The organism is Thioclava litoralis (assembly GCF_045278885.1).
Classification (GTDB): Bacteria; Pseudomonadota; Alphaproteobacteria; order Rhodobacterales; family Rhodobacteraceae; genus Thioclava; species Thioclava litoralis.
On the sequence record NZ_CP135443.1, the window covers coordinates 1,798,596 to 1,821,622 of the forward strand.

Annotated in this window: 18 protein-coding genes and 1 riboswitch; of the genes, 12 read left to right on the forward strand and 6 right to left on the reverse strand. The window is 61.8% G+C overall.

What is annotated here, in order from left to right; genetic code table 11:
• Positions 1 to 44: 44 nt before the first annotated feature.
• The 11 genes from RPE78_RS08805 to RPE78_RS08855 all read left to right on the forward strand — a co-directional run bounded on the left by RPE78_RS08805 (position 45) and on the right by RPE78_RS08855 (position 13,368).
• A complete protein-coding gene (locus tag RPE78_RS08805) occupies positions 45 to 917 on the forward strand; it encodes a sugar ABC transporter permease (protein ID WP_339109130.1) in 873 nt (290 codons plus the stop codon).
• A complete protein-coding gene (locus tag RPE78_RS08810; RefSeq protein ID WP_339109131.1) occupies positions 910 to 1,800 on the forward strand; it encodes a carbohydrate ABC transporter permease in 891 nt (296 codons plus the stop codon). The genes RPE78_RS08805 and RPE78_RS08810 overlap by 8 nt, the downstream gene beginning before the upstream one ends.
• Positions 1,801 to 1,804: 4 nt before the next feature.
• Positions 1,805 to 2,896, forward strand: a complete 1,092-nt coding sequence (locus RPE78_RS08815; RefSeq protein WP_339109132.1) for a sn-glycerol-3-phosphate ABC transporter ATP-binding protein UgpC — start codon at positions 1,805 to 1,807, stop codon at positions 2,894 to 2,896.
• A gap of 334 nt (positions 2,897 to 3,230) precedes the next feature.
• Positions 3,231 to 5,522, forward strand: a complete 2,292-nt coding sequence (locus RPE78_RS08820; protein ID WP_339109133.1) for an arginine/lysine/ornithine decarboxylase — start codon at positions 3,231 to 3,233, stop codon at positions 5,520 to 5,522.
• 100 nt (positions 5,523 to 5,622) lie between these two features.
• Positions 5,623 to 6,276, forward strand: a complete 654-nt coding sequence (locus RPE78_RS08825; protein WP_339109134.1) for an HAD family phosphatase — start codon at positions 5,623 to 5,625, stop codon at positions 6,274 to 6,276.
• 79 nt (positions 6,277 to 6,355) lie between these two features.
• A riboswitch (glycine riboswitch) is annotated at positions 6,356 to 6,447 on the forward strand.
• Between the two features lie 171 nt (positions 6,448 to 6,618).
• Positions 6,619 to 7,719, forward strand: a complete 1,101-nt coding sequence (gene gcvT / locus RPE78_RS08830) for a glycine cleavage system aminomethyltransferase GcvT (RefSeq protein WP_406720324.1) — start codon at positions 6,619 to 6,621, stop codon at positions 7,717 to 7,719.
• A 50-nt stretch (positions 7,720 to 7,769) separates the two neighbouring features.
• Complete coding sequence (gene gcvH / locus RPE78_RS08835) at positions 7,770 to 8,129, forward strand: glycine cleavage system protein GcvH (protein ID WP_339109476.1); 360 nt, start codon at positions 7,770 to 7,772, stop codon at positions 8,127 to 8,129.
• 108 nt (positions 8,130 to 8,237) lie between these two features.
• Complete coding sequence (gene gcvP, locus RPE78_RS08840) at positions 8,238 to 11,069, forward strand: aminomethyl-transferring glycine dehydrogenase (protein ID WP_406720325.1); 2,832 nt, start codon at positions 8,238 to 8,240, stop codon at positions 11,067 to 11,069.
• A gap of 103 nt (positions 11,070 to 11,172) precedes the next feature.
• Positions 11,173 to 12,009 carry a carboxylating nicotinate-nucleotide diphosphorylase gene (gene nadC, locus RPE78_RS08845; RefSeq protein WP_406720326.1) on the forward strand — a complete coding sequence of 279 codons (837 nt, stop codon included), beginning with the start codon at positions 11,173 to 11,175 and terminating at the stop codon, positions 12,007 to 12,009.
• Between the two features lie 67 nt (positions 12,010 to 12,076).
• The gene (locus tag RPE78_RS08850; protein WP_406720327.1) at positions 12,077 to 12,676 is read left to right on the forward strand and encodes a sigma-70 family RNA polymerase sigma factor; all 600 of its coding nucleotides are present in this window, start codon (positions 12,077 to 12,079) and stop codon (positions 12,674 to 12,676) included.
• The gene (locus tag RPE78_RS08855) at positions 12,673 to 13,368 is read left to right on the forward strand and encodes an anti-sigma factor domain-containing protein (protein WP_406720328.1); all 696 of its coding nucleotides are present in this window, start codon (positions 12,673 to 12,675) and stop codon (positions 13,366 to 13,368) included. Before RPE78_RS08850 ends, RPE78_RS08855 begins: the two co-directional genes overlap by 4 nt.
• Before the next feature lie 71 nt (positions 13,369 to 13,439).
• Here the strand turns inward: RPE78_RS08855 and RPE78_RS08860 are convergent, their stop codons facing one another.
• Positions 13,440 to 15,761, reverse strand: coding sequence for an FdhF/YdeP family oxidoreductase (locus tag RPE78_RS08860; protein WP_406720329.1), 2,322 nt, complete (start codon positions 15,759 to 15,761; stop codon positions 13,440 to 13,442).
• 179 nt (positions 15,762 to 15,940) lie between these two features.
• Here RPE78_RS08860 and RPE78_RS08865 point away from each other — a divergent pair, with 179 nt between their 5' ends.
• Positions 15,941 to 16,855: a formate/nitrite transporter family protein gene (locus RPE78_RS08865; protein ID WP_406720330.1), complete on the forward strand. Its 915-nt coding sequence runs from the start codon at positions 15,941 to 15,943 to the stop codon at positions 16,853 to 16,855.
• 38 nt (positions 16,856 to 16,893) lie between these two features.
• Here the strand turns inward: RPE78_RS08865 and RPE78_RS08870 are convergent, their stop codons facing one another.
• The 5 genes from RPE78_RS08870 to RPE78_RS08890 all read right to left on the reverse strand — a co-directional run bounded on the left by RPE78_RS08870 (position 16,894) and on the right by RPE78_RS08890 (position 22,935).
• Complete coding sequence (locus tag RPE78_RS08870) at positions 16,894 to 19,122, reverse strand: methyl-accepting chemotaxis protein (RefSeq protein ID WP_406720331.1); 2,229 nt, start codon at positions 19,120 to 19,122, stop codon at positions 16,894 to 16,896.
• A gap of 357 nt (positions 19,123 to 19,479) precedes the next feature.
• Positions 19,480 to 20,892: a sensor histidine kinase gene (locus RPE78_RS08875; protein WP_406720332.1), complete on the reverse strand. Its 1,413-nt coding sequence runs from the start codon at positions 20,890 to 20,892 to the stop codon at positions 19,480 to 19,482.
• The gene (locus RPE78_RS08880) at positions 20,889 to 21,548 is read right to left on the reverse strand and encodes a response regulator (RefSeq protein WP_339109144.1); all 660 of its coding nucleotides are present in this window, start codon (positions 21,546 to 21,548) and stop codon (positions 20,889 to 20,891) included. The genes RPE78_RS08875 and RPE78_RS08880 overlap by 4 nt, the downstream gene beginning before the upstream one ends.
• Positions 21,549 to 21,615: 67 nt before the next feature.
• Complete coding sequence (locus RPE78_RS08885; RefSeq protein ID WP_339109145.1) at positions 21,616 to 22,116, reverse strand: DUF4405 domain-containing protein; 501 nt, start codon at positions 22,114 to 22,116, stop codon at positions 21,616 to 21,618.
• Between the two features lie 72 nt (positions 22,117 to 22,188).
• Positions 22,189 to 22,935, reverse strand: a complete 747-nt coding sequence (locus RPE78_RS08890; protein WP_339109146.1) for a siderophore-interacting protein — start codon at positions 22,933 to 22,935, stop codon at positions 22,189 to 22,191.
• Positions 22,936 to 23,027 lie beyond the last annotated feature (92 nt).

Genomic DNA, 23,027 nt, shown 5'->3' on the forward strand with positions numbered 1-23,027 from the left:
CGATGCATGGCGTCGGGCGGCCCTCCAACTTTCAGGACATTCCTATGACCGACTGGCTTTCCCGCCATGTCCCAAAGATCGTGCTTGCGCCGACCTTCTTTGCGGTGCTGCTGTTCGTCTATGGTTTTATCGCGTGGACCGCGTGGGTGTCGTTTACCCGCTCGAAGCTGATGCCGCGCTATGACATCGACGGGCTGATCCAGTATGACAGGCTGTTTTCCAACCCGCGCTGGGATACGGCGCTGAACAATCTCTTCGTCTTCGGCGCGCTGTTCATCGTGATCTCGATGGTGCTGGGGCTGCTTCTGGCGATTTTCCTTGACCAGAAGATCCGCATCGAGGGCGCTTTGCGCACGATCTACCTTTACCCGATGGCGCTGTCGATGATTGTCACCGGCACCGCATGGAAATGGATCCTGAACCCCGGTCTGGGCATTCAGGCGATGGTGCAGGGCTGGGGCTTCCCGAATTTCAAATTCGACTGGCTGATCAATCCGAAGATGGCGCTTTATACCATCGTGCTGGCCGCGATCTGGCAGGCCTCGGGCTTTGTGATGGCGCTGTTTCTGGCCGGTCTGCGCTCGGTCGATGGCGAGATCATCAAGGCCGCCCAAGTGGATGGCATCCCGACATGGCGCGTCTATACCGCGATCATCATCCCCTCGATGGCGCCGATCTTCCTGTCGGCCTTCATCGTGCTGGCGCATCTGGCGATCAAGAGCTTCGATCTGGTCATCGCGCTGACCGGCGGCGGGCCGGGCTATGCGACCGATCTTCCGGCCACCTATATGTATGCGATGGCGTTTTCGCGCGGCGATCTGGGGCAGGCGGCTTCGAGCGCCATGATCATGATGGGCGTCGTTTTTGCCATCGTGGTTCCCTATCTCTATTCGGAATTGAGGGCGAAACATGACTGATATGCCGCTTCCCCGCTCTCAAGGCTCGCTTCTGGGGCGCCGTCTCCTGCGCTGGGGCCTTTACGCGATGCTTTGCGTCTTTGCGCTCTATTACCTGCTGCCGCTGTTCGTGATGCTGACCACCTCGCTCAAAAGCCTTGAGGAAATCCGCACCGGATCCTTGGTGGCCCTGCCGCGCGAGATCACCTTTGACGCATGGTCCAAAGCTTGGTCGGGTGCCTGCACGGGCATCCAATGCGAGGGGCTGAAGCCCTTTTTCTGGAACTCCATCCTGATCTCGGTGCCCGGCGTGCTGATCTCGACCATCATCGGCGCGATGAACGGCTATGTCTTTGCCCAATGGCGCTTCAGGGGCGCAAACCTCTTCTTCGCCTTCCTGCTCTTTGGCTGCTTCATCCCGTTCCAGGTGGTGCTGCTGCCGATGGCGCGGATGCTGGGGATCTTCGGCATGGCCGGCACCATTCCGGGTCTGATCTTCGTGCATACGATCTACGGTCTGGGCTTCACCACGCTCTTCTTCCGCAACTACTATGTCACCATCCCGCATGAGCTGGTGCGGGCGGCCAAGATCGACGGGGCAGGGTTCTTCCGCATCTTCTGGTCGATCTTCCTGCCGCTCTCGCTGCCGATCTGCGTGGTGACGATCATCTGGCAATTCACCCAGATCTGGAACGACTTCCTCTTCGGGGTGTCCTTCAGCTCGGCGGGCAGCCAGCCGATCACTGTGGCGCTCAATAATATCGTCAACTCCACCACCGGCGTGAAGGAATATAACGTGGATATGGCGGCTGCGATCATCGCGGGCCTGCCGACGCTCCTCGTCTATATCGTCGCTGGCAAATATTTCATCCGCGGGCTGACCGCCGGTTCCGTGAAAGGCTGATCTCATGGCTCCTATCCTTGACATCAAACATCTGCGTAAAAGCTACGGCGCGACCGAAATCCTGAAGGATATCAACGTCTCTATCGAGAAGGGCGATTTCCTTGTGCTGGTCGGGCCGTCGGGCTGCGGCAAGTCGACCCTGCTTAACTGTATCGCGGGGCTCGAGGAGATCTCGGGCGGCACGGTCGAAATTGACGGGCGCGATATGACCCATGTCAGCCCGAAAGACCGTGACATCGCGATGGTGTTCCAATCTTATGCGCTTTACCCCACCATGTCGGTCGCGAAGAACATCACCTTCGGCATGAAGGTGCGCGGCGTCCCGCAGGACGAACAGGACCGCAAGCTGGCCGAAGTGGCGAAACAGTTGCAGATCGAGGCGCTTCTGAAGCGCCGTCCGGGGCAGCTTTCGGGTGGTCAGCGCCAGCGGGTTGCGATGGGTCGGGCGCTGGTGCGCGATCCGGCGCTGTTTTTGTTCGACGAGCCGCTCTCGAACCTTGACGCCAAGCTGCGGGTCGAAATGCGCTCGGAGATCAAGAAGCTGCATCACCGGCTTGGGGCGTCGATGGTCTATGTGACCCATGACCAGATCGAGGCGATGACGCTGGCCACCAAGATCGTGGTGATGAAGGGCGGCGTGATCCAGCAGATCGGCACCCCTGCCGAGATCTACAACCATCCCGCCAATACCTTTGTCGCCGATTTCATGGGCAGCCCGCCGATGAACCTGATCCCCGTGAAAACGCAAGCCGCAGGCGCTGGTGCGCAGGTTCGGATCGATCGCGACGGCATGGACCCGATTGTGCTGAATGTGCCGCGCAGCGATCTGCCTGCCGAGGTGCTGATGGGCGTGCGCCCCGAAGACCTTGCCGAGGCGGGCTATCGCGCGGGCAGTTCCGTCCAGCGCGCGCAGATCCGTGTGGATATGGTCGAACCTGCGGGGGCCGATACCTATGTGACCACCCAGATGGGGGGGCGCATGATCACCGCGCGTCTGCACGCCGAAACGCTGGCCCATGCGGGCGAGTTGCTGGATCTGGAATTCGATCTGGACAAGGTGACCTTCTTCGAACCCCAAAGCGGCGCGCGGCTATAAGCGCGTCTTGGGGCGGGCCTCTGTCAGGTGGCCTGCCCCCGCGCGTCCTTCGGGAGCGGTCGGGCGGTGCGAACATCACGGGGCTTGCGGTGCAAAGCTGTGGATATCTTGTCGGAAATCGGGCTTTGGCCGCGTTTCCTGCAAATAGCGTCTTGCCAAGTTTGGGTGTTTCGTGATCCTCGGCTTCGTGATCTGCTATGGTCGGGTTATCCTGAGTGATGGCTTGACGCTCGTCTTATGAGCAGTGACAAACAGGCAACCGCTCGTTTTGCCAGCAGGGTCAGCGGATGACCCTTCTGGCCCTTTGCAGACGCCATCCCTCAAGGAGAGTGTGATGAAGTTCCGTTTCCCCATTGTCATCATCGACGAGGATTTCCGTTCGGAGAATTCGTCAGGCCTCGGCATTCGCGCCTTGGCCGAAGCCATTGAAACCGAAGGGTTCGAGGTGCTGGGCGCCACGAGCTATGGCGATCTGTCGCAATTCGCCCAGCAACAATCGCGCGCCTCGGCTTTTGTGCTGTCGATTGACGACGAGGAATTCACCCCCGGTCCCGATCTGGACCCTGCGGTGATGAACCTGCGCAATTTCATCGAGGAGGTGCGTTGGAAAAATCCCGATGTGCCGATCTATGTCTATGGCGAGACCAAGACCTCGCGCCATCTGCCCAATGACATCCTGCGCGAGCTGCACGGCTTTATCCATATGTTCGAGGATACGCCGGAATTTGTCGCCCGCCATATCGTGCGCGAGGCGAAATCCTATCTGGAAAGCATCCAGCCGCCCTTCTTCAAGGCGCTTCTGGATTATGCCGAGGACGGGTCCTATTCATGGCATTGTCCGGGGCATTCAGGCGGCGTGGCCTTCCTGAAATCGCCCATCGGCCAGATGTATCACCAGTTCTATGGCGAGAACATGCTGCGCGCCGATGTCTGCAATGCGGTGGAAGAATTGGGCCAGCTTCTGGACCATAACGGCGCGATTGGCGCCTCCGAGCGCAATGCCGCGCGGATCTTCAATTCGGACCATTGTTTCTTCGTGACCAATGGCACCTCGACCTCCAACAAGATCGTCTGGCACCACACGGTGGCCCCCGGAGATGTGGTGGTGGTGGACCGCAACTGCCACAAATCGATCCTGCATTCGATCATCATGACGGGGGCTATACCGGTTTTCCTGAAGCCCACGCGCAACCATTTCGGCATCATCGGCCCGATCCCGAAATCCGAATTCACGATGGAATCGATCCGCGCGAAAATTGCCGCCAACCCTCTGCTGGCCGGCAAGGACAAGGAAGAGGCCACGCCCCGCATCCTGACCCTGACGCAATCGACCTATGATGGCGTGCTCTACAATACCGAAGACATCAAGGAGATGCTCGACGGCCATATCGAGAACCTGCATTTTGACGAGGCATGGCTGCCGCATGCGGCCTTCCACCCGTTCTATGGCCGCTTCCATGCGATGGGCCGCAAGCGCGGGCGCACCAAGAAATCGGTCACCTATGCGACGCAATCGGTGCATAAGCTCCTGGCGGGAATTTCTCAGGCAAGCCATGTGCTGGTGCAGGATAGCGAGGAGATCAAGCTGGACCGGAGCCTCTTCAACGAGGCCTATCTGATGCATACCTCGACCTCGCCGCAATATTCGATCATCGCCTCCTGCGATGTGGCGGCGGCGATGATGGAGCCTCCGGGCGGCACCGCGCTGGTGGAAGAGAGCATCGTCGAGAGCCTCAACTTCCGCCGTGCGATGGCCAAGGTCGATGAGGAATATGCCGCGGACTGGTGGTTCAAGGTCTGGGGGCCGGAAGATTTCGACCATAATTCCGATGGTATGGGGCAGGCCCGCGACTGGGTCCTGAAGAAAACCGATGCCGAGGGTGTGGAAACCGGCGGTGGCGACAGCTGGCACGGCTTTGGCGATATGGCGCCCGGTTTCAACATGCTGGACCCGATCAAGGCGACCATCGTGACGCCGGGTCTGAACCTTGACGGGCGCTTTGACGACTGGGGGATTCCGGCCTCTATCGTGACCAAATATCTGGCCGAACATGGCGTGGTGGTCGAGAAAACGGGCCTTTATTCCTTCTTCATCCTGTTCACCATCGGCATCACCAAGGGCCGCTGGAACACGCTTCTGACGGCGCTCCAGCAGTTCAAGGATGATTTCGACAAGAACCAGCCGCTCTGGCGGGCGATGCCCGAGTTCTGCCACAAGCAGCCGCGTTATGAACGGATGGGGCTGCGCGACCTGTGCGATCATGTCCATAAGCTTTACGCAAAATACGATGTAGCGAAGCTCTCGACCGAGATTTATCTGTCGGATCTGACGCCCTCGATGACGCCAGCCGATGCGTTCTCGCATATCGCGCGGCGCACCACGCAGCGGGTGCCGATCGATGATCTGGAAGGCCGCATCACCACCTCGCTTGTGACGCCTTATCCGCCGGGCATTCCGCTGCTGATCCCCGGCGAGGTCTTCAACAAGCGCATCGTGGATTACCTCAAGTTCAACCGCGAATTCGCCCGCGAATGCCCGGGTTTCGAGACCGATATCCACGGTCTGGTGCAGGAGACCGGCCCCGACGGCCAGATCCAGTATTTCGCGGATTGCGTGGCCGAATAGGCCCCTGTTCCCTGCGTCATCCGGCCGGATCGGGTGACGCTGCCGCCCCCTGGCACGACCCGTGCGTGAGACCGATGCGCAGACCACACAGGAGCCGACCATGAGCTTTCCCCATCAGGCCATCTTCTGGGATATCGATGGCACACTTGCCGATAGCGAGCCGGTGCATGAGCGTTCGTTCCATCAGGCCATCAAAGGTTTGGGGCTCAGCCTGCCCGACGATCTGCATGACCGCATTCTGGGGCTGAGCGAGGAGGTCTGCCACGCGTTTCTGGTCGATCACTGTGGTCTGCGGATGGATCTGGCCGACTGGACCCATCGTCGCCATGCGATCTATATGGGGATGCTGGGCGAGGTGGCCCCCTTTCCCAGGGCGCTGCAGATCTGGGCCGGGCTGGAGGCGGCCGGAATCGCCCAGATGCCGGTCTCCAATTCCGACCGCAGGCTGGTGATGGCCAATCTGGATGTGCTCGGTCTGAGCCGTCCGCGGATGAAGCTGGTCAGCCGCAATGATGTGCGTGCAGGCAAACCCGCCCCCGAGCCTTACCTGCGTGCGGCATGGTTGCTTGAACTGGACCCGACCACCTGCGCGGTGGTCGAGGACAGCCCGACGGGCGTGCAGGCCGGACGGGCCGCGGGCATGACCGTTTATGCCGCCCCCGATATGGCGCCTGCCTTGCGTGAAAAGCTGGATCTGCCCTGCGCGCTAAGCCTTCTGGACGGGCTTCCGGCGCAGGCGGCACCTGTCGCCTAAAGTCGCAATTTATCGCGCAAGCGTCGGTTTTGCGTAAAAATCGCTTGCTCTGTCGCAGAGGATCGGGCATCCCTCAGCCAACAGCCGCTACGGGAGAATCCGGCCAATGCGCCGGTGCCGAAGGAGCAACCGCCCCGGGAAACTCTCAGGCAAAAGGACCGAACGGCTAAAGACTCTGGAGAGAGGCGTGGGAAACTGCGCCCGCCGAAGGAATAACATTCTCAGGCGCCTGAGACCCGTATGGGGTCGGGCAGGGACAGATGGGGCATCGAGCGGTTGCAGGGCTTTCCTGCGACGAAACACATCGATGCCGGGGATCCGGCTTTATATAAGGAGATCCCGATGACGGAGCTCTTGCGCACGGATCTGTATGATCTGCATGTGTCTTTGGGTGCCAAGATGGTGCCTTTCGCTGGCTGGGAAATGCCCGTGCAATACCCTATGGGCGTAATGAAGGAACATCTTCACACCCGCGCCGAGGCCGGTCTGTTCGATGTCTCGCATATGGGGCAGGTGATCGTGCCCTTGTCGGCGATTGACGCGCTGGAAGCCCTGATCCCTGTCGATATCGCGGGGCTGAAGGAAGGCCGCCAGCGCTATGGCATCTTCACCAATGCGGCGGGCGGCATCCTTGACGATCTGATGATCGCACGCAAATCCGACCATCTGTTTCTGGTGGTCAATGCTGCCTGCGCCGAGGCCGATATCGCCCATCTTCAGGCCCATCTGCCCGAGGTCACGGTGATCCGCGACCGCGCTCTGATCGCGCTGCAAGGCCCCAAGGCCGAGGCCACTTTGGCCCGCCTGATGCCCTCCGTGGCCGAGATGCGCTTCATGGATGTGGCAGAGGCCGAGTGGCAGGGCCAAGTGCTCTGGATCTCGCGCTCGGGCTATACCGGCGAGGATGGCTACGAGATTTCGGTGCCCTCTGCGGTAGCCGTGGCCTTCACGCAGGCGCTGCTGGAGATGGAAGAGGTTGCTCCTATCGGTCTGGGCGCGCGCGACAGCCTGCGCCTCGAGGCGGGTCTGTGCCTTTACGGCCATGATCTTGACCCCGATACCACGCCGGTCGAGGGCAATATCGCATGGGCCATCCAGAAGGTCCGCCGCAAGGGCGGCGCCCGCGAAGGCGGCTTCCCCGGGGCAGATCGCATTCTGGCCGAGCTGGAAACAGGTGCCGCCCGCCGCCGCACGGGCCTGCGCCCCGAAGGCCGCGCTCCCATGCGCGAAGGCGTCGAGGTCTTTGACGCGCCCGAAGGCGGAGCCAAGATCGGCACGATCACCTCGGGCGGTTTCGGCCCCTCGGTCGGCGCGCCCATCGCGATGGCCTATCTGCCCTCCACCCTGACCGAAGGCGATACCGTCTGGGGCGAGGTCCGCGGCAAGCGCCTGCCTGCCAAGGTGGCGGCGATGCCCTTCCAAGTGCAAACCTACAAACGTTAAACTTACCTTCGTGCCCTAGGCACAAGTATCATCATACAGGGGAACGCATGATGAAATTCACCGAAGAGCATGAATGGCTCCGCGTCGAAGGCGATCTGGTTGTTGTCGGCATCACCGAGCACGCTTCCGAACAACTGGGCGATGTGGTTTTTGTCGAACTGCCCGAGCCCGGCACGCAAGTGGCCAAGGGCGACGAGATCTGCGTGATCGAGTCGGTCAAGGCCGCGTCCGACATCAGCGCCCCCGTTGATGGCGAAGTGGTCGAGGTCAATGACGCGCTGGCCGATAACCCCGCGCTGGTCAACGAAGACCCGCTGGAAGGCGCATGGTTCTTCAAGATGAAGCTTGAGGACATGGACCAGCTCGACGCCTTCATGGACGAAGACGAATATAAAGACTTCATCGGCTGATTGGCCGGTCGGACGGGCCCTTTTCGGGCCCGTTCGCACGATGGTCCGCCTCTATCGGTCCGCATGTTGCGGGCCGGACGTCTCCCCTATTGGAACAGGTGCTGCGCTATGCCCTTTACCCCTTCCGCCTATAATACCTATGATTTCGCCAATCGCCGCCATATCGGCCCCAGCCCTTCGGAAATGGCCGAGATGCTGAAGGTGGTGGGCGTGCAGACGCTTGATCAGCTGATCGACGAGACCGTGCCTGCGGGCATCCGCCAGAAGGACGCGCTGTCTTGGGCGCCCCTGTCGGAATACCGCCTGCTGGAGAAAATGCGCGAGGTGGCGGGCAAGAACCGCGTGATGACCTCGCTGATCGGGCAGGGCTATTACGGCACCGTCACCCCCCCCGCGATCCAGCGCAATATCCTTGAGAACCCCGCTTGGTATACGGCCTATACGCCCTATCAGCCCGAAATCGCGCAGGGCCGTCTTGAGGCGCTGCTGAACTACCAGACGATGGTTTCGGACCTGACCGGCCTGCCGGTGGCCAATGCGTCCTTGCTGGATGAGGCAACTGCGGCCGCCGAGGCGATGGCCATGGCGCAGCGTTCGGCCAAGTCGAAGGCCAAGGCATTCTTTGTGGATATCAACTGCCACCCGCAGACGATTGCCGTGATCGAGACCCGTGCGCAGCCATTGGGCATCGAGATCCTCAAGGGCGAGCCGGAAGAGCTGGTCGCCGATCAGGTCTTCGGCGCGATCTTCCAATATCCGGGCACTCTGGGCCATGTGCGTGATTTCACCGCTCAATGCGAGGCGTTGCATGAGGCCAAGGCCGTGGCCGTGGTCGCCACCGATCTTCTGGCGCTTTGCGTGCTGAAAGAGCCGGGTGCGATGGGGGCCGATATTGCCGTGGGTTCCGCGCAGCGCTTTGGCGTGCCGATGGGCTATGGTGGCCCGCATGCCGCCTTCATGTCCTGCCGCGATGCGTTCAAACGGTCGATGCCGGGGCGGATTGTGGGCGTGTCGATCGACGCCAATGGCAATAAAGCCTACCGCCTTGCGCTGCAGACGCGCGAACAGCATATCCGCCGCGAGAAGGCGACCTCGAATGTCTGTACCGCGCAGGCTCTCTTGGCGGTGATGGCGTCCTTCTATGCCGTCTTCCACGGTCCGATGGGCCTGAAGACGATAGCCGAGAGCGTGCATTACCATGCGGTGCGCCTGCGCGATGCGCTGGTGGCGGCAGGGGCCGATGTGCAGCCCGCAGCCTTTTTTGACACGCTGACCGTGCGCGTGGGTGTGGGTCAGCAGGGCATCATGGCCGCCGCCCGTCACCGTGGGCTGAACCTGCGCAAGGTCGGCACCGACCGCGTGGGGATTTCGGTCGATGAGCTCACCGATGAGGGTGTGCTGACCCGCCTGCTGGACGCCTTCGGCATCACCGAACCCGCGCCCACAGAGGTCGAGCGTGGCTTCCCCGAGGCGCTGGTGCGCGAAAGCGATTACCTCACCCATCCGGTCTTCCAGATGAACCGCGCCGAATCCGAGATGATGCGCTATATGCGCCGTCTCTCGGACCGCGATCTGGCGCTGGATCGCGCGATGATCCCGCTTGGGTCCTGCACGATGAAGCTCAATGCCGCCGCCGAGATGATGCCGATCACCTGGCCGGAATTCGGCTCGCTGCATCCGTTTGCGCCGCGCAATCAGGCCGAGGGCTATCATGAGGCGATTGCCGATCTGACGGAAAAGCTGTGCGAGATCACCGGCTATGACGCGTTCTCCATGCAGCCCAATTCGGGCGCGCAGGGTGAATATGCGGGGCTTCTGACCATTGCCGCCTATCACAAGGCGCGCGGTGAAGAGCATCGCAACATCTGCCTGATCCCCGTCTCGGCGCATGGCACCAATCCGGCCTCCGCTCAGATGGCGGGTATGAAGGTCGTGGTGGTGAAATCCGCGCCCAATGGCGATGTGGATATCGAGGATTTCGAGGCCAAGGCTCTGGAGGCAGGGGCCAATCTGGCGGCCTGCATGATCACCTATCCCTCGACCCACGGCGTCTTCGAGGAAACCGTCCGCACGATCTGCGAGATCACCCATAAGCACGGCGGTCAGGTCTATCTGGACGGGGCCAATATGAACGCGATGGTGGGTCTGGTGAAACCGGGCGAGGTCGGCTCGGATGTCAGCCACCTCAACCTGCATAAAACCTTCGCCATCCCGCATGGCGGCGGCGGTCCGGGCATGGGGCCGATTGGCGTGAAGGCGCATCTGGCACCCTATCTGCCCGGTCACCCCGAAGAAGGCACGGATGGCACGGTGTCGGCGGCCCCCTATGGCTCGGCCTCGATCCTGCTGATCTCATGGGCCTATTGCCTGATGATGGGCGGCGAGGGGCTGGCGCAGGCGACCCGTGTGGCGATCCTGAATGCCAATTACATCGCCTCGCGCCTGAAAGGGGATTACCCGATCCTGTTCATGGGCAATCGTGGCCGTGTGGCGCATGAGTGCATCCTTGATACGCGCGGCTTTGCCGAAGTGGGCGTGACGGTGGATGATCTGGCCAAGCGTCTGGTGGATAACGGTTTCCACGCGCCGACCATGTCCTTCCCCGTGGCGGGCACGCTGATGGTGGAGCCGACCGAGTCGGAAACCAAGGCGGAAATCGACCGCTTCATCACGGCGCTGCTGGCGATCCGCGAGGAAGTGCGGGCGGTGGAAAATGGCGAGATCTCGGCGGAAGACAGCCCGCTGCGCCATGCCCCGCATACGGTTGAAGACCTCGTGGCCGAATGGGACCGCGCCTATACGCGCGAGGCGGGCTGCTTCCCGCCCGGGTCGTTCCGCGAGGATAAATACTGGCCGCCGGTGGGGCGTGTGGACAATGTGCATGGCGACCGCAACCTGATCTGCATCTGCCCGCCGCCCGAGGCCTATGCGGCAGAATGATCCATAAGAGGGGGCGATAGCGCCCCCTTTTTCTTTGGCCTTTCGGCCTCTTTTGCTTGGCCGCATGACAGGGTAGAAACCGGCAAACCGGAGGAGGACCCCGATGCTTTACGATATGCGCAAGCTTGACGCCCAGATCGCGCTCTGGCTCGATGAGGATTGTGGCCAGTTCGATCTGACCGCGAAGATCATGGTGGAGGAGGACGCGCAGGGGCGGTTCGCCTTTAACGCGCGCGAGGATATGGTGCTGGCAGGGCTGCCGATGGCCGCGCGGGTGTTCCGCCATCTGGACCCGAAACTGAAGCTGGAGGCTTTGGCCGAGGAAGGCGAGAGGATCGAGGCGGGCACCACTTTCGCCATTATTCAGGGCAATGCGCAGGCGATCCTGACGGGCGAGCGTGTCGCGCTGAACCTGATGCAGCGGATGTGCGGCATTGCCACGCTGACCGCCGCCTATGTGGCCGAGATCAAGGGAACGGGGGCCTTTCTGGTGGATACGCGCAAGACCACGCCGGGGCTGCGCGGGCTTGAGAAATATGCGGTCACCTGTGGCGGCGGGCGCAACCACCGCCTCAGCCTTGATGGCGGCATCATGTTGAAAGACAACCATATCGCGGTGGCCGGATCGATCACTTTGGCGGTGGCACGCGCCAAGGCGGCAGCACCCGTTCTGACCAAGATCGAGGTCGAATGCGACCGTCTGGAGCAGGTTGACGAGGCGCTGGCGGCGGGGGCCGATGTCATCATGCTGGATAATATGAGCAATGACGAGATGCGCGCGGCGGTCAGGCTGGTGGGCGGGCGCGTGCCGCTGGAATGTTCGGGCGGGGTGCGGCTGGACACGATCCGCGCCAAGGCGGAAACCGGCGTCGATTTCATCTCGGTCGGACGTATTACCCAAAGCGCGCCCTGCGTCGATATCGGGCTGGATGACCTGTAAGGTTTTCATGGACATAAGGGCGCAGGGCCTTAGATAATGGCCCGACCGCTCAGGGAGGATGAGGTCCATGCAGACGATCAGCGGGACTGCCCCGCGCAAGACCACAGGAGCGGTCGGCGGCAGGGTCTCGACGCCCGAAGAGATCGAGGGGCTGATTGCCCGTATTGTCCTGCGCGACCGCGCGGCGTTTTCGGCGCTTTATGATGCCACAAGCGCCAAGCTGTTCGGCGTCTGCCTAAACATCCTCGACAACCGTGCCGAGGCCGAAGACGCTTTGCAGGACGTGTTCCTGCGGATCTGGCGCAAGGCCGACCGTTATAGCGCCACAGGGCATAGCCCGATGACATGGCTGATCACGCTGGCACGTAATCTGGCCATTGACCGGTTGCGCAAGCGCCAGAAGGGGCGCACCGACGTTGACGAGATGCCCGATCTTTCCGATGGCCGCCCCGATCCCGAAGCGGTGCTGATTGCACATTCGGAGGCCCGACGGATCGGCTCCTGCCTTGAGCGGCTGGAAGATGGTCGTGCCGATGCGGTGCGCGGGGCCTATCTGCGCGGCGATAGCTATGCCGATCTGGCCGAGCGGCATGGCGTGCCGCTGAACACGATGCGAACATGGCTGCGCCGGAGCCTGATGAAGCTGAAGGACTGCATGAGCCAATGAGTGCCGCGCCCGATTCCGATGACGATCTGCTGGCCGCCGAACAGGCGCTGCGCCTGCTTTCCCCCGAGGAACAGGCCGCCTTTGCCAAGCGCGCGCAAGATGATCCCGCGCTGCGCACCGCTTTGCGCGCATGGGAGACGCGGCTTTCCGCGCTGTCCGACAGCTTTCCCGAAGCGGCTCCCCCTGCCGCGCTCAAGCGCAGGCTGATGGGACAGATCGGCGGCAAGACCAGCCGGAAATCCGTTCTGCTCTGGGGCTGGCTGGCCAGTGGCGTGGTGGCGCTGGGGATTACGGCGACTTTCTTCGTGCCCAATATCCTGCGCATTCTGACGGCACCGGCGCTGCATGGCTTTACCGCCGGAATGCAGGCCGAGCTGATGGGGGCGGATGACCGCCTTCTGGTGCAGGTGCAATATGATACCGGCACCGGAGATGTCCGTCTGGTGCAGATGGACGGCGTCAGACATGCGGCAGATCGTTCGATGGAGCTTTGGCTGATCCCGCGCGGGCAGGCGCCGATCTCGTTGGGGCTGATGCCTGAAAATCGCGAGGCGCAGATGCCGATGCCCGAAAACCTGCGCCCGATGCTGGCAGGGGCCACTTTCGCGATTACCGACGAGCCTTTGGGGGGCGCACCTGCAGGCGTGGCGACAGGGCCGGTGATTGCGCAAGGGATGATGACGGCGGTCTAGGCTGTCCGGGGTCGCGCGGGGGCTGAAGCCGCGCGACCGCGTCCTGATCCGCTTGGACCAGCGCCCGATATTTAGGAGGCTGGCGCTTCGGGGATGATGCGCACAGGGGTCCCCTTATAGGCGGGCGTGCCGGAGCGGATCTCGTGATGTTCCAACGGAATCAACGGGTTCAGCTCGGGGTAATAGCCCGCGATGCACCCATCAGGCAGATCGAATGCGGTGACGCTGAGCCCCGACACGCGGCGGTCGCGCCCGTCGTCAATATCACAGACCAGCGTGACCTTCTGGCCCTCTGTCAGGCTGGCGCGCGCCATCTCGCCGCGATTGATCAACACTACCATACGCGAGCCGGACAGGCCCCGCAGCCGGTCGGAATGGCCGTAAATCGTGGTGTTGAACTGATCGTTCGAGCGCATCGTATTGAGCGTATAGCTTTGACCGCGCGCGGTTTCTCCGGGTTGCTGCCCCAATGCCGACAAGGTGGTCGGCGTGGTGAACAGCGCCTTTCCGGCGGCGTTGTTCCAGCGCCGTTCCCGTGCCGCATTCCCCCGATAGAAGCCGCCCGCCTGGCTCATCCGCGCATTCATATCGTGGAATTGCGCGGGCCATGTGGCGGCGATGAGATCGCGCACATGGTCGTAATTTGCGGTCCAGTCATCCCATTTCAGGGTGGGGTTTTCAGGCAGGATGGCCTTGGCGATGCCGGTGATGATCGCCAGTTCTGACTTCAGCTGGTCGCTTGGCGGTTTGGCGCGGCCCAGAGAGGCGAAGATATGGCTCATGGTGTCCTCGACCGTCTGCACCTGCGGCACGCCATTTTGCAGGTCCTCGTCGGTGCGGCCCAGACAGGGCAGGATATAGGACACCTTGCCCGGATTGAGATGCGACCGGTTGAGCTTGATCGCGATCGAGACCGTGAGGTTCTGGCTGCCCCATGCCTCTTCCAGCCGTTCGATATCGGGCATGGCGCGCAAGAGGTTGCCGCCAAGCGCGATGGTGGCCTTTACACGGCCCTCGATCACCGCCTTGCCTGCCTTGACGATATTCATGCCGCGTTCGCGGGGCAGGGTGACGCCGAACATCTCCTCCTGTCGGTCAAGCGGGAAGAGGGCGGGGTTTTCACCAATGCCTACGGTGCGCTGGCCCTGCACATTCGAATGCCCCCGCACAGGCGAGATCCCCGCTCCCAAGCGCCCCATATTCCCACGCAAAAGCAGCAGGTTGACTAGCATCCCAAGGTTCAGCCAGCCATTCACATGCTGGGTCAGCCCCATGCCATAGACACCGATCACCCGTTTGGCGCTGACATAGATCTGGGCCGCTTCCTCGATCATCGCGCGGCTCAGGCCCGAGTGGCGCTCGATTTCGGCCCAGTCCATCATGCGGATCTCGGCCAGTGCCTCGTCCACGCCCTGTGTATGGTCTGTAAGGAAGGCATGGTCCAGCACGGTGCCGGGGGCGGCGTCCTCGCAGGCCAGAACATATTTGATCATGCCCGCCAATACGGCGATATCACCGCCCGGGCGCACCTGATAATAGTGGTCCGAGATTTTGGTCGCTTTGCCCATGACCATCTGTTTCGGGCTTTGCGGGTCGGTGAATTCCAGCAGCCCTTTCTCGCGGATCGGATTGAACGTGACCACTTTGCAGCCGCGCTCGACCGCCAGCTTGAGCGTATGCAGAAGCCGTGGGCTATTGGTGCCGGTATTCTGGCCAAAGAAGAACAGCGCATCGCAATGGTCGAAATCTTCCAAGGTGCAGGTGCCCACCGGCACGCCGAGATAGGTGTTGAGATTGACCGAGGTCGTCTCGTGGCACATGTTCGAGGATTGCGGCAGGTTGTTGGTGCCATAGATCCGCGCCATCAACGCATAAAGATAGGACGGCTCCAGCGCCGCATGCCCCGAGGAATAGAATACCGCCTCGTCGGGGGCGATGGCCTTGAGTTCCTGCCCGATCTCGGCAAAGGCCTGATCCCAGGCGACGGGTTTATAGGTGTCGCTTGCGGCATCATAGCGCATCGGATGGGTCAGGCGTCCGGCATATTCCAGATCGTGGTCCGACCATTTGCGCAGATCGGCCACCTTATGCTGGTCGAAGAATGCCGGACCGACTTTCTTGGTGGTCAGTTCCCATAGCGTGGCTTTCGCCCCGTTTTCACAAAATTCGAATGTGCCGGGATTGGCGGGTTTTGCCCATGCGCAAGACGAGCACATGGCCCCGCCTTGCTTGTTCAGCTTGGCAAGGATCTGTAGCGCCAAAGGGGTTGGCGGCTCTTTTTTCATGATCCGCGCGACCCCTTCCAAAGACCCCCAGCCGCCTGCGGGCCGCTTGTAGGCGGGCGTGCCGGAATCGGCAGAAATGGGCGAATGGCTGTAATCTTCTGGCTTCATAATGCAATCTCCCTGCGCGCAAGGCTTTGGATTTTGTGCCGCGACGGGCGATATGGCACAAGCCTGTATGCGACAATCTATAGCACGCATCGCGACAGCCGGAACGATTTTGCACCGGCTAACGTTCCTCACCCGAGTGAAATTCTGCGTGAGTGCAGCGGGTTCAAGGGGAACAAGACGTGGCGGAAGATGGACAGGCGGCGGCAGATCAGGCGCAGGCGGAGAAGAAACATGAAGGCTCTTTCGACGAGCACGAATTACGCGCGATCGAGCAGACAGGGGCGATGAGCCCGCCCGCGATATTTGAATCGATCCGGCGGTCGGGTATCGAGGAGCTGATGCGTCCGGCCTCGGCCCTGGTGATGTCGGCACTGATTGCCGGGATTGCAATCGGGTTTTCGGTCTTCACCGAAGGCCTGCTGCGCGCGCATCTGCCGGAAACGGACTGGCGTCCCCTGATCGAGAATTTCGGCTATACGGTCGGCTTTGTGATCGTGATCATGGGGCAGATGCAGCTGTTTACCGAGAATACGATCACGGCGGTCTGTCCGGCCCTGGACGAACCCTGTGCCGATGTGTTCAAACGCTTGGCGCGCCTTTGGGGGATTGTGTTTCTGTTCAACCTGATAGGGGCGATGCTGTTCGGGTCGGTGATGTATCTGACGCGCGGCTACGACCCCGCACTCTGGCAGGCGGTGCTGGACCTCTCCGAAGAGGCCACCCATTTCCCGTGGATGGAAACCATGTTGCGCGGCATCGGTGCGGGCTGGTTGATTGCCGCTTTGGTCTGGATGCTGCCGAATGCGCGTCAGTCGAAGCTTCTGATGATCGTGTTGGTGACCTGGATCATCGCCACTGCCGAGTTTACCCATGTGGTGGCGGGATCGACCGAGGCGACGATTGTCATTCTGGCGGGCAAGATGGGCATCGTGGAGGCGTTGTCGGGTTTTACCCTGCCCACACTTATCGGCAATGTTCTGGGCGGTTCGGTGTTTTTTACCGTGCTGACATGGGCGCAGATCAAGACCGAGCTGGAAGAGCCGAAAGACTGCCCGTGGCGGCAGGATCAGAACGCACCCCGCCGCCGCGCCTGACGGGACTGGTGGGGCGTGCCCCACCAGTTCATCGCCATTCAGGCCGCGTGAGACCGCGTGTCCTGCGCCGTGCTCACACGGAACTGGGTGATGGCCTCGTTCAGCGTCTGTGCTTCTTGGGACAAAGCCAGACTCGCGGCGGATGTTTCCTCGAACATGGCGGCATTCTGCTGCGTCATCTGGTCAAGCTGGGCGGTGGCCGAATTGATCTCGCGCACGGCATGCGACTGCTCTTCCACCGAATTCGCGACGCTGGAGACATTGGTTGCGATCGCGGCAATGGAATCGGCGATGCGTTGCAGGGCCGTGTCTGTCTGGCCCACCAGATCCACCCCGACCGTGACACTTTGCGAGCTTTCCGAAATCAGCCCGCCAATTTCGCTGGCCGCTTCCGAGGACCGCTGCGCCAGAGCCCGTACTTCCGAGGCGACAACGGCAAAGCCACGTCCGGCATCTCCCGCCCTTGCGGCCTCGACCCCCGCATTCAGCGCAAGAAGGTTGGTCTGGAAGGCGATGTCGTCGATGACCCCGATGATCCGTGTGATCCGGTTCGAGCTTTCCGCAATCGAGTTCATGGCGGCAACGGCCTGTGCCATGATCTCCCGCGAGGCAAGGGTCTCGGATTTCGAACTGTCCACGATCTTTTCCGTGCGGCGGCTGTTTTCGGCGGCTGAAGCGGTGTTGGCGGCCAGTTCTTCGACTGCGGCGGCGGTTTCCTCCAGAGTGGCCGCCGCGCTTTCGGTGCGGTGGGACAGATCCGAGGATGCCTGACTGACCTCGGCCGAGTTGTTCAGGATGTGGCTCACGCTGGTCTGGATCGACCCGACCAGATGGCTCAGAGAGTCGATGGTGCGATTGTAATCGGTGCGCAGCGCCTCATAGCTGTCGGGGAAGGCGGTGTCGATGCGGCGTGTGAGGTCGCCATGCGACAGGCGGCCCAAAGCCTCTGCCAATGTCCGGACCACATGCGCCTGTTCCGCATTACGGGCCGCAGTCTCGGCCTCGGCCTGTGCGGCAAGGCGCTGTTTTTCGGCAGCGGCGCTTTGTTCGCGCTCCATCCGTTCCTGCGTCTCGCGGGTCTGACGCTCCATCTCGGCGCGTTCGGCATCCAGTTTGCGCTGGGCTTCGGCCTCACGTTCGGCAGCTTCGCGTGCCCGAGCTTCGCGTTGCTGCTCTTCCAGGGCGCGGTTGGCCACGATGTTCTGACGGAAGGTTTCAAGCGCCTCGCGCATCGCGCCCAATTCGCCTGCGCGACGCTTCGCCCCCTCTAGCGCATCGGTGTCACCTTCAGCCAGTTTGCGGGTCCGCGAAGTCAGATCCCGCAGCGGGCGAACCAGCACAAACTGCAAGAAGCCGATGGTCAGCACCAGCACGACGATCGCGGCAAGGGTGGCCATTTCCATCATCCGCGTGGCACGATCCGTCGCGCTATTGAGAGTGTTCGCGCTTTCGCTCACCTCGTCCAAAGCCCTATCGCTGACGGTTTCGGCCGTTTCGCTGAGTTGGGAAACCGTCTTGAGTGCCGCAGTCGCCGCATCCGAGGCCTCTTGCAGCGCCGAGAGTTCCAGACCGCGTTGGGCGATCACCCCGGTGTTAGGATCGATTATCGTGTTCAGGGTGGCGACATCATCCTCATACCCGCGCCCGAGACTGAAGATCAGCAGCTTCGTCTGCCCTTCAATCGCCGCTTTATGACGGTCCAGTCCGATCAGTTCGCCTTCGAAGGAAATGCTCACAATCTGGCGTAGGAGCGCCTGGGCATCGGCACGGGCTTGCGGGGTGCCCATCAGTTCGAGTTGCGATACCAGCAGTTCCAGCTTGGCAAGTTTGTCGCGCATGGTGGCATGTGCCTGCGCTGCATTCTCGCGGGCGGTCGACAGGGTGTCGATATTGCCTTGGAAGGCGGCCACCTGCCGGTCCAGCAGGGCGGCATCCTCTTGCGACAGCTGTTGGGTCAGGGCAATGAAGGCCTTGAATTGCTGGTCCGACGTGCTCAGCACCTGCTCTATGTCAGCGGGTGTGTCGGCCAGAAGCAAGGCGGTGATGATTTCGGGCAACCGGTTGGTGGCCACCATGATATCGTTTGTATTGCGCAGATCCGGTACGCGATTTTCGCTGAGCCTGTCCATGCTGAGCGAGAAGTGCTGGAAGTTCATCCAGGCCATACCGATGGCACTTCCCAGAATGCCTACAAGAGCCAGTTGGCTAAAGGCCAGACGGGGGCCAATGCCCCCCAGAAAGCGTCGGATATTGGAGAAGGGTTTCATATGGTCCTTGGCCTCTTAGTTCTGGACGGCGGTCTGTGCGAAGGGGACACCATCGGGGCGCGCATTGCCTGTCGTCGCTCTGCGCGTGTTTTGCCGTTGATCTGCGTCGGGTGGCAGGCCGCGCGCCGCTGTGCCCGAGCGGGGGCGGGCCGTGCACGGACGGGACGTATATGGGCGGGGCATATATGGGCAGGGCGCAGAATCTGCGCCGGAGAAAAGCATTGCACCGAACGTCATGACACACCTTTCAAGCAAAACAGACCAAGGGGATGATTCCCGTCGGCTTGATTTCCTTGGGTAAGGGGCGGACCCTAAAAAATGTTTAGCTAATTGGCTAAAATGCTCATAACGGGTGATCTAACCGGAAAAAACGGCCATAAAACCGCGTTTTTGATCAGGTATGGGGCTGTAAAGTGACAAATCGGCCCCTGCGCGCTCGGCGATGACATGGGCGATCGCAAGGCCCAGCCCTGTGCCGTCGCCTGCTCCGTCGCCGCGTGCGAAACGGTCCGACATGCGGGCAAGCTGGTCGGCGGGCAGGGGCGCACAATCATTCTGCACCGAGAAACGGCCATCCGGCTGCAGTGCGATACCGATCTCGCCCTGACCATGTTTGCGTGCATTTTCAATAAGATTGCGGGCCAGAATGGCAAAGGCATCGGGGTCAAGGTCGCTCATCACCGGCGTGGCGGGACGCTCTACCGTAATCGCTGCGGCAAATTGCGGATCGGCGCGACGCATGTCGTCCAGAAGAATATCCAGAATCATGCGCAGATCGGTTTTCTCCTCCACCCGCAGCCTTGCGCCTTCGGCCCGTGCCATCTGCATCAGCTTCTCGGATAGGCGCGAGAGCCGCTTCAGCCCGCTCTCGATCTCGAGGGCGCGGGCGATCGCCACAGGATCCTTGCTTTCGGCACGTAATCTCTGGGCCTGCGCGATCGCTCCGGCCACAGGGGTGCGCATTTCATGCGCCGCGTTCGAGGCAAAGCTGCGCTCTGACTCGAAGGCCGATCTGAGCCGGTTGATCAATCCGTTGATGCCCGCCGCAATCGGGCGCAATTCGGTGACCATGCCATCGCTGGCCAGTGGGTCCAGATTTTGCGGGCCGCGTCTGGCCAGAGCGCGCTCCAGACTGCGCACCGGATTAAGCGCGCGCCGCACCGCCAGAAAAATGCCGGAGAGGCCGAAGGGCAGGGCGATCAGCAGCGGCAGGGACAGCAGAACGATCATATTGCGCCGCACCGACTGCCGATGGTCCAGTGGCTCGGCCACGGTGATCGACAGCCCCGCCCGCCGCGAGATATCGGTGTAAAGCCGGTAGCCGGGCACCGTGACATATCCCGCACCAATGCGGGCGGGCAGCGTGATCGCCTTGCTGCCATCAGTTTGCAAAAGCACCTCGCCCGCCTGATTGCGCACGACAAATTCGACCGTATCGGGGCGTTCATCCAGCCGCGCAATGGCACGGCTCTCGGGCGGCGGCGGTGGCCAGAGACGGCCATTGGGGGGTGTCAGGGCCTCGTCTCGGGTGCCTTTCTGACGGGAGGGCTCGTCGGTCTCGGTGCCGTCATTGCGGGCGCGCAGGCGCTGTTCGCGCAGCGCGAAAGGCAGGATACGCTGCGCCGTCGCGCTGAGTTCGCGGTCAAAGACGCTGTTCATCTCGTGGCTCATCAGCCCCGCCGTGACGATGGCCGCGACCAGCCAGAGCACGGTGATGCCCGCACCGATCAGCAGGGCAATGCGCAGCCCCAGAGAATGCGGCAGGGTCATTGCGTTACCAGCCGGTAGCCCAGACCGCGTTCTGTCTGGATACGGTCACGCCCCAGCTTTTTGCGCAGATGGCTGACATGGACCTCGATCGTGTTCGAGCCGATCTCGTCATCAAAGCTGTAAAGCGCCTCTTCAAGCTGGGCCTTGGACAGAAGCTGGCCGGGGCGGCCAAGAAAAGCTTCGAACAGCGCCCATTCGCGACCGGTCAGCGTGACAGGCTGCCCGTCACGGCTCACCGATTTCGCGGGCAGATCAATGCTCAGATCGGCAAGCTCGATCATCGGATTCGGATTGCCGCTATAACGTCGCGCCACAGAGCCGATACGCGCGGACAGTTCGTCCAGATCGAACGGCTTGACCAGATAGTCATCGGCACCGGCATTCAGTCCGGCAATCCTGTCGCTGACCTGATCGAGCGCGGTCAGAATGATCACCGGCACGCTATTGCCGGCATTGCGTTGGTCCTTGAGGAAGGTGATGCCCCGCCCGTCCGGCAGCATCAGGTCCAGCAAGAGCAGGTCGAAGCGCGAAATCCTCGTAAGATCACGCGCTTCTTCAAGCGTTTGCGCCCAGTCGAGGGAATGGCCGTCGGCGCGGATCTGGTCGCTTACGGCGCTGCCAAGGCTCTTGTCGTCTTCGATCAGCAGAATACGCATGGGGCATGTCCTTCGCGGCGAGGGGGGCGGCCCCTGCCCAAAGCACAGGGCGGGGGCATCAAGGGGCTTATGGCATCAGCAGGCGCGCGACAGTGTCGGCGCTGGTGCCCGACGCCTCGGCGATCTGGGTGGCGGACTGGTCTGCGGTGCCTTGGTAGCCTGCCGACGTCAGACGGGCCAGAATGTCTTCAGGGGTGGTGTCAAGCACCGGTGCCACTTCCGATAGCGGCGCCTCCAGAAGCTTCTGTGCCAGCGCGAATTGCGGCGGACGGCCACCTTTGGCGGTGCCGGTCCCCGAAGTGGCCGGAATGGCAAAGGCCAAAGCGGCCACCAAAGATGCGGCCAGCGCCAGCGCCATAGGGGCCTTCTTCATGTAATTCATCAATGGGCGCCAGTTGCGCCACAGATGCAGGACGAAGGGCACGATCAGCACCATCGACAGCCATTCGTGCATGCTGTGGAACCAGCCCATCTGCCAATGGAAAAACAGGGCAACGCCGGAAACGAGGGATACCAGAAATAGCCCGGTGATCAGGGGCGTGGCGTAACGAAAGAAAAAGCTGCGCATGATGGACTCCAGAAAAGCGGTAAACGCGTTCTCTGGAATCCTTCAATATGAACCTGATGTAAAGCTGAAGCTTTAAAGCGATTTGTCGCTGGCATCGGCCTGTCCGGCCACCCAATAGCCTGCGGCCTTCATCCAGGGCAGGGGATGGCCGTTTTGTTGCAGGTGGTCGCGCAGCGCGCGGGCCACGGACGCCTCGGCGGCGATCCAGACAAATGTGCCTTCGCCCAGCGGAATCTGCTTGAGCTGTTCCAGAAGGGGCGCGGGGTCGGTGGCATCGGTGCGATGGACCCAGAGCGGCAGGTGGTTTGCCTTGGTCGGCATGTCCTGTTCGTCTGCGGCTTCCGGCACGCCGACCAGCGTGGTCACCGGCGTTCCGGCCTCCATCTCGAAGAGGCGCCGCGCGATGGCGGGCAGGGCGGTTTCGTCCCCGATAAGAACCCAGCGCTGGATCGGGCCGGTGATGTTTTGCGAGCCGCGCGGCCCGCCCATCATCACGGTATCACCAACTTTGGCGGATTTCGCCCAAAGCGTGGCCGGTCCCGCTTCATGCAGGGCGAAATCGACGGTCAGCGACAGGGTTTCGGGGTCGAAATGGCGCGGGGTATAATCGCGCATCGCTTTCTCGCCATTCGCATCGGGGATCATCAGTTTGAAATGGTCATCCGGCGCGGTCGAGGTGAACCCCTCCAGCTCGGGGCCGGTCAGCACGATGCGGATCATATGCGGGGTCAGGGCGCGGGCTTCCGAGACGGTGAGGGTCCGGCGGACAAGTTCGTGGCGCTGGCGTTCAATGCGGGGCAAGCTATCGAGGTCGGTCATTATAATCCTTACTAAAGACGGAAGGCCGGTGCGTATGATGTGCATATGGGGTCAGCGGAGCGCGGCCTGTTATTTCTTGATAAAAAAGATCG

Coding starts and splice junctions, on each gene's coding strand:
- RPE78_RS08880 (WP_339109144.1), bottom strand. CDS start 21,548: ATGCGTATTCTGCTGATCGAAGACGACAAGAGCCTTGGCAGCGCCGTA.
- gcvT (WP_406720324.1), top strand. CDS start 6,619: ATGACGGAGCTCTTGCGCACGGATCTGTATGATCTGCATGTGTCTTTG.
- RPE78_RS08820 (WP_339109133.1), top strand. CDS start 3,231: ATGAAGTTCCGTTTCCCCATTGTCATCATCGACGAGGATTTCCGTTCG.
- RPE78_RS08870 (WP_406720331.1), bottom strand. CDS start 19,122: ATGAAACCCTTCTCCAATATCCGACGCTTTCTGGGGGGCATTGGCCCC.
- RPE78_RS08885 (WP_339109145.1), bottom strand. CDS start 22,116: ATGCGCAGCTTTTTCTTTCGTTACGCCACGCCCCTGATCACCGGGCTA.
- gcvP (WP_406720325.1), top strand. CDS start 8,238: ATGCCCTTTACCCCTTCCGCCTATAATACCTATGATTTCGCCAATCGC.
- RPE78_RS08855 (WP_406720328.1), top strand. CDS start 12,673: ATGAGTGCCGCGCCCGATTCCGATGACGATCTGCTGGCCGCCGAACAG.
- RPE78_RS08825 (WP_339109134.1), top strand. CDS start 5,623: ATGAGCTTTCCCCATCAGGCCATCTTCTGGGATATCGATGGCACACTT.
- RPE78_RS08810 (WP_339109131.1), top strand. CDS start 910: ATGACTGATATGCCGCTTCCCCGCTCTCAAGGCTCGCTTCTGGGGCGC.
- RPE78_RS08815 (WP_339109132.1), top strand. CDS start 1,805: ATGGCTCCTATCCTTGACATCAAACATCTGCGTAAAAGCTACGGCGCG.
- gcvH (WP_339109476.1), top strand. CDS start 7,770: ATGAAATTCACCGAAGAGCATGAATGGCTCCGCGTCGAAGGCGATCTG.
- RPE78_RS08850 (WP_406720327.1), top strand. CDS start 12,077: ATGCAGACGATCAGCGGGACTGCCCCGCGCAAGACCACAGGAGCGGTC.
- RPE78_RS08890 (WP_339109146.1), bottom strand. CDS start 22,935: ATGACCGACCTCGATAGCTTGCCCCGCATTGAACGCCAGCGCCACGAA.
- nadC (WP_406720326.1), top strand. CDS start 11,173: ATGCTTTACGATATGCGCAAGCTTGACGCCCAGATCGCGCTCTGGCTC.
- RPE78_RS08860 (WP_406720329.1), bottom strand. CDS start 15,761: ATGAAGCCAGAAGATTACAGCCATTCGCCCATTTCTGCCGATTCCGGC.
- RPE78_RS08805 (WP_339109130.1), top strand. CDS start 45: ATGACCGACTGGCTTTCCCGCCATGTCCCAAAGATCGTGCTTGCGCCG.
- RPE78_RS08875 (WP_406720332.1), bottom strand. CDS start 20,892: ATGACCCTGCCGCATTCTCTGGGGCTGCGCATTGCCCTGCTGATCGGT.